Origin of the sequence: Paenibacillus azoreducens, from assembly GCF_021654775.1 — a bacterium.
Lineage (GTDB): Bacteria > Bacillota > Bacilli > Paenibacillales > Paenibacillaceae > Paenibacillus_AQ > Paenibacillus_AQ azoreducens.
This window is the reverse complement of record NZ_AP025343.1, coordinates 2739414-2752650: the sequence shown is the minus strand read 5'-3', so window position 1 is coordinate 2752650 and position 13237 is coordinate 2739414. Positions and strand designations below refer to the sequence as shown.

Below are 13237 nucleotides of genomic sequence, written 5' to 3'. Positions count from 1 at the left end.
TTTTGCGCAGCTATTCGATAAAGTGATCAAAGCCGTAAACCATGCCCGTGTAGCCCATTACCTTTTCAATCGCCAATTTTACGCCAGGCATATAACCCGCACGTTCATAAGAATCATGACGAATCTTCAAAGTTTGACCGAACCCGCCGAAAATAACTTCCTGCTGGGCAAATACACCCGGAAGACGGACGCTGTGAATACGGAAGCCGTTATAATATCCGCCGCGTGCGCCATCGATCGTTTCTTCTTCTTTTGGATTGCCTTGGCGGATCTCTTCGCGGTTTTGCGCGATTAACTCGGCTGTCTTGATGGCCGTTCCCGAAGGAGCATCCAGCTTCTGGTCGCCATGATATTCGATGATCTCCAGATGAGGGAAATATTTCGCTGCCTGGGCGGCAAACTTCATCATCAGGATCGCGCCGATCGAGAAGTTAGGCGCGATTAATCCGCCGATTCCCTTGCTTTGGCACTGCTTGTCCAACTCTTCGATTTGTTCGGGAGTGAAGCCAGTTGTCCCGACAACCGGGCGAACGCCATGGGCAACCGCCAAAGCCGTATTCGGATACGCAAATTGCGGCGTCGTGAAATCAACCAGCACGTCCGGCTTCGTTTCAATTAATGCTAGCTCCAGATCGTTTGTCAGCTTAATGCCGCAAGCCGGCAGTCCGACAAGCGTACCTGCGTCCAAGCCTTCCTGGGAGCGGTTCACAGCTGCTACCAGCTGTAAATCCGCATCCTCCAGAACCAGCTTAACGACTTCTTTTCCCATTCTTCCGGCTGCCCCTGCTACTGCAACTTTTATCTGATTTGACATCAGCTTCCCCCCGCTTTCTAAGTGCTTTCTGTTTTTCGTCAAATCCCCTGTTACCTTCAGGAATCATGTAAATATACGCTGAGCCGGTTCTTGAGCTGATCGAGCATATCAATCAATCCCTGATCCTGGGGCTGTAGGGCGATCACCTCTTTTAATGAAGCAATTGCCTGCGCATGTTCATTTAACTGGCTGTATGCCACCGCAAGCCAAATATAAGCTTCCTCGCACAGAGGGTCGAGCCGAACAGCTTCCTTTAATACGGATATCATCTGATATAATTCGCTGGCAGGCGCCACGCCCGAGTCAATCACTTTCTTTGCTTCCTGCACCAGCCTCATCGATTGCAAATGCTGAAGATTTAACAAATACTCAGATTTCCCGGGATCCAGTTCACAGGCCAGCTTCGCATGCTCGAACGCCTTATCAAGCCTGCCGCTTCTTGCATATGTCACGGAGCACCGGTAATGGATCTCCGCGGAATCCGGATCCTCGGCAGCTGCCGCTTCGAACCATTGCAACGCCCCTTTGAAATCGTTTTGCAAAATGCAGTAATAAGCATTTCTGACAAATTGTTCAGATTTCATTCTGCCGTACTCCCCCCTATTGTTGCGGGCTATTGTACAGCATATGTATGGCAGGCTTATTCGGTGTCCTTTTTCGTCCAGCGATCGGCGTCACGCGTATTGAACTTGTGCATAACCTTGTCATGCGCTTCGGTCAAGTCAATACCCAAAGAATTGGCGAAACATATCGTAATGAACAGAATATCTCCGAGCTCAAGCTCGATGGAATTCTCCTCTTCCGTCGATTTTTTCGGCTTTTCGCCGAAGTTATGGTTCACCTCGCGCGCCAGCTCGCCGACCTCTTCCGTCATTCGCGCCAACATGGATAAAGGACTGAAATATCCTTCTTTGAACTGTGAAATATATCTGTCAACTTCCTTCTGCATTTCAGCCAAAGATTTCTCCATCTGGATGAACCATCCCCCTTCTCTACACATCTATTCTGTACCCTATAAAACAGGTTATCAGTTTACTCCATATGTTATCGCAAAGCAGAAATGAAAACAAATATTTTTTAAATCCGCATGGAAAAAGGTATACTATGATTGGAGAGAAGAACATTCCATATTCTTCCTAACTTAAGTTATGCGAGGGGTCTTATGAAAGTATCCAAATGGTTCTCATCTATGAAAACGGTATTTCCGATCATATTCGGAACTGCCGTTTACGCTTTCGGATTATTGTATTTTATCATTCCCAACCAATTGATGGAGGGTGGAGTCACCGGCGTAACGGTTCTCCTTAACTACGCATTTAACATGCCTCCGGCTCTCTCGACCCTGCTGCTCAATATCCCGCTCTTTTTTCTGGGCTGGAAAATCCTTGGCGGCAAACAGATGATCTATACGGGGGTTGGCGTTGCTTCATTAACCTTTTTCCTATGGTTTTTCGAAAAAATGATAAATGCGGGCTGGATTGAGCCTTTTCGGACCGAACACGACTATATCCTTGCTTCCCTTTATGCCGGCGTGACGCTGGGAGCTGGACTTGGCATCGTATTCCGTTTCGGCGGTACGACAGGCGGTTCCGATATTATCGCCAGAATCTGCAACCGTAAATTTGGATGGAGCATGGGCCAGATCATCCTGGCCATCGATATCATCATCATCGGCGCCTCCCTTTTCTTTATTCCGAAAGAGAGAATATTATATACCTTTGTCGCCGTGTTCATCGCTTCCAAAGTGATCGATTTCATCCAGGAAGGGGCTTATGCCGCCAAAGCCTTTACTATTATAAGCGATCATGCGCCGGATATCGCCGATAAAATCACAGCCGAGATGGATCGGGGCGTTACACTCATTCCCGCTATCGGAGCCTATTCCAAGCAGGCCAAGCATATGGTCTACTGCGTTGTTGCCAGACATGAAATCCGAAGATTAAATGAAATTGTCAAATCGATAGACCCCCGAGCCTTTGTCATTATCAATGATGTTCATGATGTGCTCGGTGAAGGTTTCAAGGAAAACTAATTCTATAAAAATCGAACCAATGATTATGAACGGATAGAGGCAACCGAGCTTAAGCTCCGCTTAAAACGATTCATTTTAGAATCACCAAAATAACCCCACAAAGTGGAGCCTATGCTTCGATGCTTATTCCAAATACTTTGCGGGGACCCCCAAAAAAACTTATAAATTCTATACTGCCAAAAAAAGCTCCGCTGAACTTCTCGTTCAGGGAGCTTGGCTTCACCATTTGGGGGTCATAGGTTTCATGCTGTTTTGTTCCCCCTTATATTTACGGTATGCAGTATAAACCAAAATAACAAAGATAAAAGCGCCGCCCCCTACAAGCCAAGGCCAGGAGTTGTCAGTTTGCTCCAGAGGAGCCAGCGCCGGATAATCTTTTTTCTTGCCGAACAATCCATTGAACATTTCCTCTCCCTGATCAATCATGCTGTGTAAATCAGCAGGGTTCGGTTGAACGGCATTAACCAGTCCTCCGGCGTAGGAAAGCCAGGAATCCGCCATTGTTACGTCAGCTTGCTTGCGCTGAATCACGACGGCCGGACGGATGACCTCATAATGATTCTGAAGACGCTCATAGGCCTCTTTTACAGCCAAAAAACCGCCTTTGTCCACCCCTGATTTCATCTTGCTAAGTTCCTCGCGGATCAGCTTATAATATTGAAGCCACATCGGCTGCTTGGGATTGTTTAAAGCGTCTGCAGCCATTCTCAGTTTGGCCGAAGCCGTGAACCACTGCTCCTTATCGATTTTTACCCGGGCTACGGCCGCCTTCATTTCAATGATGCTTTCCGACAGCGCATGTATGCCTTCCACCGAAGTCAGCTTCTGCAGCGAGGAGTTTTCGAAAATGGAATTCACTTCCGCAAGATCCCGATTCACAAGATTGATATTTCCTTCGAGGACATGCTGATACATCCGTTCTACGGTTTGGCTTAAATTCTGCGCCTGCTTAACGGCTTCTGCCGATGAACCGGATGCAGTAGTCGCCAGTCCATCAAGAGCATGAACCTCCCCCGTTTGCGCGGTGATAAATACAGTGAAAATCAATATCCATATCCTGATCGTCAGATTGAAATGTAACGATACTTTCCGCAGCATAGGACATCCCTCCTACCGTAAATGTATGGCAGAAGGGATGGGCGTAGAACAAGCTATATGAATTTGCGTTTGGCAAAACGGACGGCTGCCCAGGAGATCAACACGCTGAACAGGGTCAAGCTAAGCGTGAAATATTGAACCCCCAACAGATGGTCATTTAATTGGGGCGGAAGCCACGGGAAAACGCCGTATGTATAATCCACGATATCATTCAAAAAAGTCCATACCGCCGCAGGAATAAGCATCATCGCACCGAAGCGGAAAAAACGTACGAAAAGCAGCGCCTCCACGACCATAATCAGATGGGAGCCTACCAACATCCAATCCTGCCATACGAGATGATCCCCGTAAACAGCCCCGGCAAAAATGATGCTAACCGCCCAAATTCCGTATTTTACAGAGGTTACGACAGCCAGTGATTCCATCAAAAAACTGAATCCCTTTACAAACGGCGACTTTGGAGGATATAAAAGAAAAAAAACTCCAATCGTAAAAAACAGACTGGCCGTCGGACTGTCCGGGACGAAAATAACCTGCCAAATCGGATGATGGGTCAGAGTATATTTCATTTGCGCCCCATACCACATATAACCGTAAATTGTCCCTACCAGATTGCACCAAAAAAGCAACCATAAAACAAACCGGTTTGTTAAAAATGCACGGCTCCAAAAAAACGAAATGGACACCAGCATCCCTCCTTACGTATGCTGCATCTTTGATGAATTCGCGAAAGTCCTGCCAGGCCCCGCGATTTCAGACCATTGCCATTATTTCAAAAAAACCTGACCGCTTTCACGATCAGGTTTAGATGAAAGGATTTATGTACAAATCCCTGTATAAGTATATTTAGGCTTACTTGGCTTCAGCCTTTTGTTTGGACAGCCAATCGGCCAGATTATCAATATCTTTATCGGTCAGGCCCGCACCTTTTGCTTGGGTGTACATTTCAGGCATCTTACCGTTAAAGCCCTCTTTGATAATTTTCAAGATCGCGTCTTTATCATGCTTGTCGCCGACTCCGCGAAGCGATGGTCCGCTGGCACCCTTCATATCTGCAGCATGGCATGCGATACAGCCCGCTTTCTTGAAGGATTCCATCGCCGGGTTGTCTTTATCGACAATTGCGATTTCTTTCTGCTGATTGCCGCTCGTGGTCGGAAGACCTTTGGCTCTGTTCTCGGCAGCTTTTTCTTCGCGCTGGATATTCTCAGGAACTTGGCCTGAGTCAGCCATTTCCACTTTATAATGATGCCATGCACTGTTCGTCAAGTACACGATTGCAATCAAAGAAAGAAACATCAGCGACGAGGCGATCGGTCTGCGGTAGAAACGGCGCTCTTTTCCTGTATCAAGGAAAGGAGCGAGCAGCAGTGAACCGAATGCTACGCCTGTTACGCCAATCGTACCAAGTACGATATAGTCACCGGATGCGTATGGCAGTTTCAAATACTGATACAAGAACAAGAAGTACCAGTCCGGCATCGGAATAATGGATGCGCTTGGATTCGCAGGAAACCACAGCGGTGCCGGCTCAGCAATGGTAAGCACCAAAAAGCCCACAAGCACAACAACGCCAACCATCCATTCTTTTAAAAGAAAGTTCGGGATGAACGCTTCCGATTTGCCAGGATACGCGGTGTAATCTGGAGGAGTAATAAATCCGGCGCCTTTTTTAACGCGGGAATCTCCAACATACACAACTTTTTCTTTCGTATTTTTCCCGTGTGCCATCGATATTCCTCCCTTCTTCTTATAGTGGACCGGAAATGCCCTGTCTGCGGATCATAATAAAGTGTCCCACCAACAGTACGAGCAATACGGCCGGAAGGAAGAATACATGCAGCGCGAAGAAGCGTGTTAGCGTTTCGGCGCCTACGATGGTTCCGCCCTGAAGCAATTCCTTGATAATTGGTCCGAGCCATGGAACGGAATTCGCGATTTCCAGGGTAACCTTGGTAGCAAAGTAAGCTTTGTTATCCCATGGAAGCAGGTAGCCTGTAAGTCCAAGCCCCAACATTACAAAGAAAATAAGCATACCAACCACCCAGTTCATTTCACGAGGAGCTTTGTAGGAACCTGTGAAGAACACGCGCATGGTGTGCAGGAACATCATTACGATTACAAGGCTCGCGCCCCAATGGTGCATACCGCGGACGATTTGGCCGAAAGCCACTTGCGTTTGCAGGTATTCAACACTGTTGTAAGCGTTTATGATGTCAGGCACGTAATACATGGTCAGGAACATCCCTGACAGGATTTGAATGATCGTGATAAAAAACGTCAATCCGCCAAAACAGTATACGAATGCGGAGAAATGATGAGCCGGGTTTACATGCTCAGGCACTTCATGATCGGCAACGTCTCTCCAAATCGGCGTGACATCAAGACGTTCATCAATCCAGTTGTAGACATTCTTAAACATCCGAATTTACGCCTCCTATTTCACTTCAGTATTTGGCTCAACCTGTCCCAAATACACCCAACCGTCTTGTTCCTTTATTTTATACGTATCGAGCGGTTTAGGGGCTACAGCCAAGTTCTTGCCGAGTTTGTCGTAACGCGCGCCGTGACATGGGCAGTGGTACTCGTCCGGGAAATTTTTATCGTTGTTCCAGCCGACCGTACATCCAAGATGCTTACAGATCGGTGAAAGCGCATAAATTTTTCCCTTTTCATCCTTACGAATCCAGGCCGTTAATGTGGCCTTGCTCGCATACCATCCATCCTGCTGCTGAAGTTCAAAAGAGAATTCCTGAGGTTCGTTCGTAATTTTGCTCGTTTCCACGACCTTGATGAATTCGCCTTCACCCTTTTTATGCAGAATCGGATCAACTGCGAACCGCACCATTGGCAATACAGGGCCCACAGCCATAAATGCGGTTGCACCACCTAAAGTATAAGCCAGAAATTGTCGACGGGACATTTCTTTGCGCCCGGGTGGTTTCTCAGATGGTTCATGATGGTCATTTTGGTTGTTCATATTGTCTTTCAACCCCCTTTGTCAACCAATTCTTTAAGTGCTTTCAATGATTATTATCACACGACTAACTAGGACATAATAATAATATATTAGCCTTATAAGACCGTCAAGAATATCCAGGTCTATTTATGGAATAGTTGAAGAATTAACCAGCTAAATTGTTGGATTTTTGTCACAATTTCACCGATTGTTCACTTTTCCATAAAGTTTGTATTTTTGCTTGTATCATCGCTCCCAATTCTTTACCCTCCAAGCCTTTGAACTCAGGCAGGGCAAGGATCAGATCGACTTCGGGCAGATCGCTCTCCGGAAGCCCGCAGTCGGCGGACATCACGATCACATGCCTAAATCCCGTACTTTTGATCTGCTTGCAAATTTCATTTAAAAGTGATAGATCTTCTTGCAATCCATATTGGAATGCCGGATATGTAATGATTCTTCCCTTAAACGGAATCTCAGCCAAATCCAAGAAATCCCGCAGCCGTTCAAGCGCTGCCGTAGCCTCCATCGGATTTTCTCCTCCGGTCAAACCGGTATAAGGAATAAGACAGGTGTCAAAATACGGCTGCAGTTCCTGCCAAGACGCCCCGTCCACTTCACTGAATTTCATGTTGTTCATCCTTCCCATTCATTTTTCTCCATTATATTGTATATTATTCCTGAGCATATGAAAAACGTCTAACCACGTACGTTCTAAGAAGCGAGGGCCGCTTTTAGTGGTAGTTTTTCTTGTTTTTTAGCGGTAGTTTTTCTTGCGATATCACGATGTTCTTCCCCGAGGTTATACTTGATCTTAAACAAAAAAAGAAAATGCAGGAGCTTTAACCCATGAAGATGAAATGTCTTCACCGCCCTCAAAGCCTGCTGCATTTTCTTTCGAATTTTAATTTAACAATTTCAGTTCATCCGTTAGATTGCGGAAAGCCGACTCGTCGCCGGAGGCTAGCGCCCTATCGATCTCCCGATACAGCTCCTCGCTCCGGTGTTTGCGAAGCGCCTCGTCCCATATCATTTCAGCAGCGAGCCCCAACATGACTTCATACGTAGCTTTCATTTTATCCATAGGATGCACCTCCAAGCATTGGTTTAAAACATCCTATACTCCTTTCCCTTGTCCACGTAATTTTGCGTCGTGCGGTACATTCTTTGCAAATCCGCCTCCGTCAATTCGCGAACCACTTTAGCGGGAGTTCCCAAGGAAAGCGTATAGGGTGGGATTTTTTTATTTTCGGTTACGATCGAACCTGCTCCAATTAAAGCATATTCTCCAATCTCGGCTCCGTTGAGTACAATGGCCCCCATGCCGATTAATGTACCTTTACCTATCGTACATCCGTGAATGATGGCGGAATGGCCAACGGATACGTCATCCGCCAGGATCAGCGGCTGATCCGTATTCACATGTCCGACCGTCCCATCCTGGATATTGCAGCGGTCGCCGATCACGATCGGCGCCATGTCGCCTCTGAGAACGGCATTGAACCAAACGGTGGAATCCATTCCGATTTGAACGTCACCGATAATTTTTGCACCTTCGGCCACATAGACCGAAGGATGAAGCTTAGGCATATTTTGACCATATCGCAATAACAATTCTCATCACTCCTAACTTTGGGAGTGATTTTAACAACACTTACCAACTCTTGTCAATCGCTGTTTGCAGCTTGCCTCCACCCAGAACCGGGCTTTTTCCGGCTAGCTTCAGTCCCCAAGCCGTCATTTGCACCACCGCGCCGCCTTCCTCGTTTTCACCGATCCGAAGAAGCCCCAAATGCAGCATCATCTTCAGGATCCGTTCATTTAGAATTGATTCAGCAGTATCGTAATAATATGGCTTGATCAGCCAACCGATCGCTTGGTGCAGGGACGATACCGTAATCCATTCCTTGGCGCATTCGCTTGTCCAATATACCAAAGAGACAAGGTTGGGTATGGCTTGCTTATAGAGCCTTAGCCAGAAACGAAATATTTGTACCATGCTCTCCTTCATACCGCCATCCAAAACCGCCGTTCCTTTCGGAGTCAAGCTCAGCTTCATTCCATCTTCCGCAATGTATTCGTGATAGTAGGCGAAGTCATACAGCAAGGCAAACCGGTTTGGATAGGAGCTGAACGTTCGTCCGTATCCGAAACGCCATCCGCCTTTGGTGACAAGCGGCTCGCTCACATGCAGCGATTCCATCACCTGCTGCTGATTCCGGCGGTACATGATGTATTCCTGATTCAGATCGATATGTTGATCCCGCACATACCGCAGAAAAAGCGCCAGGTCGTCCGCACATAAATTCTGTTCCTCGCGGTACATGCTCGGCTCGCTTGTTCTGCATACCTGCTTGCGCAGCATAATCCCGAACTCATGCCTAAATCGATCTTTCAAATCATTAGGCATTTGAAACAGATATTTAGTGCTGTTAGTCATACCGTTGAACAACCACCCGCTCCGTTTGTAGCGCGAAATGGCTTCACGGGGACTTTCCGTCTTCTGCTTGTCCTCCAACTTACCGTCAAAAGCGGTTTGTCCAATCAGCGCTTTTAGCTCTTCCAGGCTGTAAGAACTGCGGCCATCAAACAAAAGGATGTTCAGAAACCGTAAATCATTGGCCGAACTGCGGCTGACCTGTTGTTCGATAAATTCCCTGCGGTTTAGCATAACCAAAATGCTCTGGATCAGTTCATGCTTTGAATTCCGTTTGCATTCGCATTCATAATGCTCCGCAATGGTAGTCAACTGGCCGATATCGGCATATGTCAGCATATCCGCTAAATTCATCTCTGATCGCCTCGCCGTTTTAATACCATTATGGGAATTATTACAATTTTTATTCGGCGGACACAAAAAAAATAACCCGAACGAAGTTCAGATTATTCTTTGTTTTCCATGAGATGCCGTGTGCAATTGTAAAGAAGCGGAACCCACTCCAAGTCCGTTTTCTCGAGAATGGTCAAAGACAAGTTGCCGATACGCTCCGTATAACGGTCCTTATAGAGGCAGCGGTACAGTTGGGCAAGGAAACCTCCATGCGTAATGACCAGCATATTTTTATCCGGGTAACTGTTCCACATAGCCTCCATAAACGCCAAACCGCGGGATTGAATCTCTTCATCCTTCTCCTGCCCCAGCTCATGCGAATGCCAATCCCTGCCCCATTTATTCTCCCGCTCCGCAAGGGTTAGTCCTTCTGCCTGCCCAAAAGACCTTTCGTTTAACCTTGAATCAGGTTCGATCACGGGGATATTCAGCTTGGACGCAATGATCTTTCCTGTCTCTTCCGCACGGGAAAGAGTGCTGCTGATCAGGAAATCCCAAGTATAAGGTTCATTCATTAGCCTCGCGGCAAGAAGCTCCGCTTGTCTCCTGCCTTCTTCGTTAAGCGGAATGTCGCTTTGTCCCTGGATCCTGCCAAGAACATTCCAATCTGTTTGACCATGCCGGATCAAACCAATCATCATATGTCAGTTCCACCTTTTGATTCAAGTCAAATGTCTGATTATTTGCGCATATGGCTTAATCTCCGCAGGGAAATCAGCGCCATCGCTACTCCAAGCACCGAAAGAATCATCCAATATTGCGGATGGGAAGGCCCCATTCCAACCACAAAAGGTTCAATGATACCGCTGTTCGTCACAGGGATATCATAGCTAAAATGGCTCATATCCGCGCTCCCGGCAATCCCTGTCGGCAAAATCCCCGTCGCGGCTTCGGCCGTTTCTTTGGGAGAAGACTTACCCATAACTACAAAATAGAGAACGCTGCTCAAGAAAATCATCACGGAACCCGCAATCCATAACGAGAAATGCCTTCTTGTTGAAGCAGGCACTTCAAACGGTTTGCTTTGATCCGGAATAAGCCAGGGGGATTCGCGGTATATGCGGTCCATGACGTTGCGGTTAATTTCTTCCGCTTTCTCTTCAAAAGCTTCCACTTGCAAATCCAAAACATAGCTGCGGCTATCCATCCATAAATCGAATTCAGCCGCACAGTCGCTGCACTCAGCAATGTGCTCTTCGAGTTCGCTCCATCTTGAATCCGTTTCTTTCAAGTCCGATATCAGCCCGAATATTTCTTGAGCCTCATCGCAAGTCATCTGCTTTTCATCCCTTCGTATTGTTCAAAGTTATACTCATAAAAATACGGTTCCAGTTGTACTTTAACACTGGATCGGGCTCTGAACAGCAAGGATTTTACCGAACTGACGCTTTGTCCCAATATATCGGCTATTTCCTGATAGTCCAGTTGGTCGTATTCCCGAAGGATTAAGGCAGACCGTTGTTTCTCCGGTAGATTATTAATGGCCTCGCGGACAAGCTCCACTTTTTCATTGCGCAGAATCGCTTGTTCCGGAGCAATCTCGGCTGGCGCCGCCGGGTTGACCCCACTTTCTTCCAACGGAATATGCGCTCCTTTTTGCTTTCTCAACTCGCTGAGCACCGTATTGCGAGCAATGGTATACAACCAAGTTGAGAAGGAAGCGTCCACTTCCCGGAAAGAATGCAGGCTTCGAAAAGCCTTGTAGAATGTTTCGGAACATAAGTCTTCAGCCATGAGCTCCAAGTGGGAGCTTCTGAGCATATGATAAACAAAAGCCAAAATTTTCCGCTGATAACGGCGCATTAATTCAGAGAAGAGCTCAACATTGCCCTCCTTGATTTCCCTAATCATCTGGGAATCCGTCATTTTTATGTAACCTCCTCGCCCGTACAAAAAAACATACCCGTTCGATTCAGTCGTATATTAGTACCGAACGGGCAGTAAAAAGTTGCGGTCAAAATATTTTATGTGGGCGGTTTGCATGTTCACAAACCTTATGTAATGGCAATTTCCCCAAAGATTCTACAAAAATATCTATCATATTGTAACATATTAAAGAAAGATAGTCAGTTTTAGCTCGCGTACGCTGCCATTCCATGCCGCTACAGCAAGCTTTTTGTCGAATAAAAAGCCCTTAGTACTCTATTAGACGGTTTAGCCCGCAAAAAGGTTGCTGAAATTTCATATTTTTTTGGCATGGATTAAATTAACAAAAAAACGCCCCTGAAGGAGCGTTAAATTTTTACTTTATAATAGTCCAGCACATCTTCCTTGTTAAAGCCCACGCTTTCGTATAGTCGGATGGCACCCTGATTGCTAAAATCAACACACATCGTTATTTCCTCTACGTCCAGATCAAAAAATAAAAAGTCCAACCCTTTGCACAGCAAATCCTTGCCGATCCCTTGCTTCCGAAACTCATCGGGCACTGCAATAAATTCGATGTTTCCTTCCTGAAACGCCGGATTCCCGCTTATATAACAATAACCCGCAAGACATTCTTGTTTAATGCATACAAATAACTTATTATTTTCATTCAACAAGTCCAGAATTTCCTTGCCGGTATAATATGTATTCGGAAAAGACTTATCGTGAAGCTGAATAAACTCTGAATAATATTCAGGAGTAATTTCTTGAACCCCATCTAGAGTTTTTGTATGAGCGGCATTTGGTTTCTTCTTATTCATGATTATTTGCTAATTGATCTTGTTCGCGCCGAGCCTTTCGATAAACATCCTCCCCCTCGTGTTCTCCCTGTTGTAAAAACCGCGAAATTCCGATATTTCGCCTCCGAGCTTTTGAACGCCGATATCCCATAGCTGTTTCGAAACAGTCCAGAAGTCCTCATGGCTTTCCAAAACAAACGGTCCCCAAATTTCAGCATTTCCTTTATGGAGGTCCGCATTAAATCCTAATACGCCGGCTAATTGACCATTTTCGTAGGCAAGCGTAAACGAACGGCCCATCTTATCCTCGCTCGGGAATTCACTCATGATCCAATCTTTTATTTCTTCTTCTTGGTCCCCGATATAACCAATGTGATGCGATTTTTGTTGGTTAAGCTTTGCAATAAATGAAGCAATATCACTCAGCCGGACATTCCTGTCACGAAACTCCATAAATATATCCTCCTTTGATAACCATTATCCGCCACCACCATCATCATTTTCGCAAAATAACCCAGCAAAGCGGAGCCTATGCTTCGATGCTTATCCCAATACTTTGTAAAGATCCCAAAAAACTTATATTTCTATGATCTCAAAAAAAAACCACCCTCAATGGGTGGCTGCACATAGTGCCATTTATTTGGATAGGAGTGGAGAGAAACCATACTGTACTTTTATTATATGTATACGTTTTCATTCTGTCAACCCTATATTTGAACTTGATTAAAAGAAAAACGTCTTTCGATGTACTTCTAAGAAGACAGGCTGCTTTTAGCTGATGTTTTTCTTGCGATTATAAAATTACTTAAGGCTCCGCTTAAGCAAGTCTATAATCTTA

18 protein-coding genes are annotated in these 13237 nt (G+C 45.9%); 1 reads left to right on the top strand and 17 read right to left on the bottom strand.

Annotated features, from left to right (window positions below; genetic code table 11):
- Positions 1–10: 10 nt before the first annotated feature.
- Genes dapB through L6442_RS11900 form a run of 3 tightly spaced genes read right to left on the bottom strand, consistent with a single transcriptional unit; the run spans position 11 to position 1784 of the window.
- Positions 11–814 (bottom strand): 4-hydroxy-tetrahydrodipicolinate reductase, encoded by an 804-nt coding sequence (gene dapB / locus L6442_RS11910; protein WP_194230146.1) that lies wholly within the window; start codon positions 812–814, stop codon positions 11–13.
- Between the two features lie 56 nt (positions 815–870).
- Positions 871–1398 carry a tetratricopeptide repeat protein gene (locus tag L6442_RS11905; RefSeq protein WP_212979994.1) on the bottom strand — a complete coding sequence of 176 codons (528 nt, stop codon included), beginning with the start codon at positions 1396–1398 and terminating at the stop codon, positions 871–873.
- A 56-nt stretch (positions 1399–1454) separates the two neighbouring features.
- Positions 1455–1784 (bottom strand): nucleotide pyrophosphohydrolase, encoded by a 330-nt coding sequence (locus L6442_RS11900; RefSeq protein ID WP_212979995.1) that lies wholly within the window; start codon positions 1782–1784, stop codon positions 1455–1457.
- Between the two features lie 192 nt (positions 1785–1976).
- On the opposite strand from L6442_RS11900, the gene L6442_RS11895 reads away from it, so the two are divergent.
- Positions 1977–2846: a YitT family protein gene (locus tag L6442_RS11895; protein WP_212979996.1), complete on the top strand. Its 870-nt coding sequence runs from the start codon at positions 1977–1979 to the stop codon at positions 2844–2846.
- Between the two features lie 219 nt (positions 2847–3065).
- On the opposite strand, the gene L6442_RS11890 is transcribed toward L6442_RS11895, so the two are convergent.
- From L6442_RS11890 to L6442_RS11825, 14 genes are all read right to left on the bottom strand, one after another.
- A complete protein-coding gene (locus L6442_RS11890; protein WP_212979997.1) occupies positions 3066–3944 on the bottom strand; it encodes a sporulation protein YpjB in 879 nt (292 codons plus the stop codon).
- Positions 3945–3997: 53 nt separating this feature from the next.
- Positions 3998–4630 carry a DUF1405 domain-containing protein gene (locus L6442_RS11885; protein WP_212979998.1) on the bottom strand — a complete coding sequence of 211 codons (633 nt, stop codon included), beginning with the start codon at positions 4628–4630 and terminating at the stop codon, positions 3998–4000.
- A gap of 166 nt (positions 4631–4796) precedes the next feature.
- Positions 4797–5675, bottom strand: coding sequence for a menaquinol-cytochrome c reductase cytochrome b/c subunit (locus tag L6442_RS11880; protein WP_212979999.1), 879 nt, complete (start codon positions 5673–5675; stop codon positions 4797–4799).
- 19 nt (positions 5676–5694) lie between these two features.
- Positions 5695–6366 (bottom strand): menaquinol-cytochrome c reductase cytochrome b subunit, encoded by a 672-nt coding sequence (qcrB, locus tag L6442_RS11875; protein ID WP_212980000.1) that lies wholly within the window; start codon positions 6364–6366, stop codon positions 5695–5697.
- Positions 6367–6381: 15 nt separating this feature from the next.
- Positions 6382–6924: a Rieske (2Fe-2S) protein gene (locus L6442_RS11870; RefSeq protein ID WP_212980001.1), complete on the bottom strand. Its 543-nt coding sequence runs from the start codon at positions 6922–6924 to the stop codon at positions 6382–6384.
- Between the two features lie 172 nt (positions 6925–7096).
- Positions 7097–7534, bottom strand: coding sequence for a DUF2487 family protein (locus L6442_RS11865; protein ID WP_212980002.1), 438 nt, complete (start codon positions 7532–7534; stop codon positions 7097–7099).
- A 273-nt stretch (positions 7535–7807) separates the two neighbouring features.
- Complete coding sequence (locus tag L6442_RS11860; RefSeq protein ID WP_194230156.1) at positions 7808–7987, bottom strand: IDEAL domain-containing protein; 180 nt, start codon at positions 7985–7987, stop codon at positions 7808–7810.
- Positions 7988–8010: 23 nt separating this feature from the next.
- A complete protein-coding gene (locus L6442_RS11855; RefSeq protein ID WP_373871836.1) occupies positions 8011–8493 on the bottom strand; it encodes a gamma carbonic anhydrase family protein in 483 nt (160 codons plus the stop codon).
- Positions 8494–8557: 64 nt separating this feature from the next.
- Positions 8558–9694, bottom strand: coding sequence for a hypothetical protein (locus tag L6442_RS11850; protein ID WP_194230158.1), 1137 nt, complete (start codon positions 9692–9694; stop codon positions 8558–8560).
- Positions 9695–9786: 92 nt separating this feature from the next.
- Positions 9787–10374 carry a histidine phosphatase family protein gene (locus tag L6442_RS11845; protein WP_194230159.1) on the bottom strand — a complete coding sequence of 196 codons (588 nt, stop codon included), beginning with the start codon at positions 10372–10374 and terminating at the stop codon, positions 9787–9789.
- Between the two features lie 38 nt (positions 10375–10412).
- Entirely contained in the window at positions 10413–11009 is a 597-nt protein-coding gene (locus L6442_RS11840) for an anti-sigma factor (protein WP_212980003.1), read from the bottom strand.
- The gene (locus L6442_RS11835) at positions 11006–11599 is read right to left on the bottom strand and encodes an RNA polymerase sigma factor (protein ID WP_212980004.1); all 594 of its coding nucleotides are present in this window, start codon (positions 11597–11599) and stop codon (positions 11006–11008) included. The genes L6442_RS11840 and L6442_RS11835 overlap by 4 nt, the downstream gene beginning before the upstream one ends.
- A 368-nt stretch (positions 11600–11967) precedes the next feature.
- Entirely contained in the window at positions 11968–12420 is a 453-nt protein-coding gene (locus tag L6442_RS11830) for a GNAT family N-acetyltransferase (RefSeq protein ID WP_212980005.1), read from the bottom strand.
- A 9-nt stretch (positions 12421–12429) separates the two neighbouring features.
- Positions 12430–12852, bottom strand: a complete 423-nt coding sequence (locus L6442_RS11825) for a hypothetical protein (protein WP_212980006.1) — start codon at positions 12850–12852, stop codon at positions 12430–12432.
- Between the last annotated feature and the right edge of the window lie 385 nt (positions 12853–13237).

Excerpts from the sequence above, each read along its gene's own strand:
- dapB (WP_194230146.1), bottom strand. The coding sequence starts at position 814 with ATGTCAAATCAGATAAAAGTTGCAGTAGCAGGGGCAGCCGGAAGAATG.
- L6442_RS11905 (WP_212979994.1), bottom strand. The coding sequence starts at position 1,398 with ATGAAATCTGAACAATTTGTCAGAAATGCTTATTACTGCATTTTGCAA.
- L6442_RS11900 (WP_212979995.1), bottom strand. The coding sequence starts at position 1,784 with ATGGAGAAATCTTTGGCTGAAATGCAGAAGGAAGTTGACAGATATATT.
- L6442_RS11895 (WP_212979996.1), top strand. The coding sequence starts at position 1,977 with ATGAAAGTATCCAAATGGTTCTCATCTATGAAAACGGTATTTCCGATC.
- L6442_RS11890 (WP_212979997.1), bottom strand. The coding sequence starts at position 3,944 with ATGCTGCGGAAAGTATCGTTACATTTCAATCTGACGATCAGGATATGG.
- L6442_RS11880 (WP_212979999.1), bottom strand. The coding sequence starts at position 5,675 with ATGGCACACGGGAAAAATACGAAAGAAAAAGTTGTGTATGTTGGAGAT.
- qcrB (WP_212980000.1), bottom strand. The coding sequence starts at position 6,366 with ATGTTTAAGAATGTCTACAACTGGATTGATGAACGTCTTGATGTCACG.
- L6442_RS11870 (WP_212980001.1), bottom strand. The coding sequence starts at position 6,924 with ATGAACAACCAAAATGACCATCATGAACCATCTGAGAAACCACCCGGG.
- L6442_RS11865 (WP_212980002.1), bottom strand. The coding sequence starts at position 7,534 with ATGAAATTCAGTGAAGTGGACGGGGCGTCTTGGCAGGAACTGCAGCCG.
- L6442_RS11860 (WP_194230156.1), bottom strand. The coding sequence starts at position 7,987 with ATGGATAAAATGAAAGCTACGTATGAAGTCATGTTGGGGCTCGCTGCT.
- L6442_RS11855 (WP_373871836.1), bottom strand. The coding sequence starts at position 8,493 with ATGCCTAAGCTTCATCCTTCGGTCTATGTGGCCGAAGGTGCAAAAATT.
- L6442_RS11850 (WP_194230158.1), bottom strand. The coding sequence starts at position 9,694 with ATGAATTTAGCGGATATGCTGACATATGCCGATATCGGCCAGTTGACT.
- L6442_RS11845 (WP_194230159.1), bottom strand. The coding sequence starts at position 10,374 with ATGATGATTGGTTTGATCCGGCATGGTCAAACAGATTGGAATGTTCTT.
- L6442_RS11840 (WP_212980003.1), bottom strand. The coding sequence starts at position 11,009 with ATGACTTGCGATGAGGCTCAAGAAATATTCGGGCTGATATCGGACTTG.
- L6442_RS11835 (WP_212980004.1), bottom strand. The coding sequence starts at position 11,599 with ATGACGGATTCCCAGATGATTAGGGAAATCAAGGAGGGCAATGTTGAG.
- L6442_RS11830 (WP_212980005.1), bottom strand. The coding sequence starts at position 12,420 with ATGAATAAGAAGAAACCAAATGCCGCTCATACAAAAACTCTAGATGGG.
- L6442_RS11825 (WP_212980006.1), bottom strand. The coding sequence starts at position 12,852 with ATGGAGTTTCGTGACAGGAATGTCCGGCTGAGTGATATTGCTTCATTT.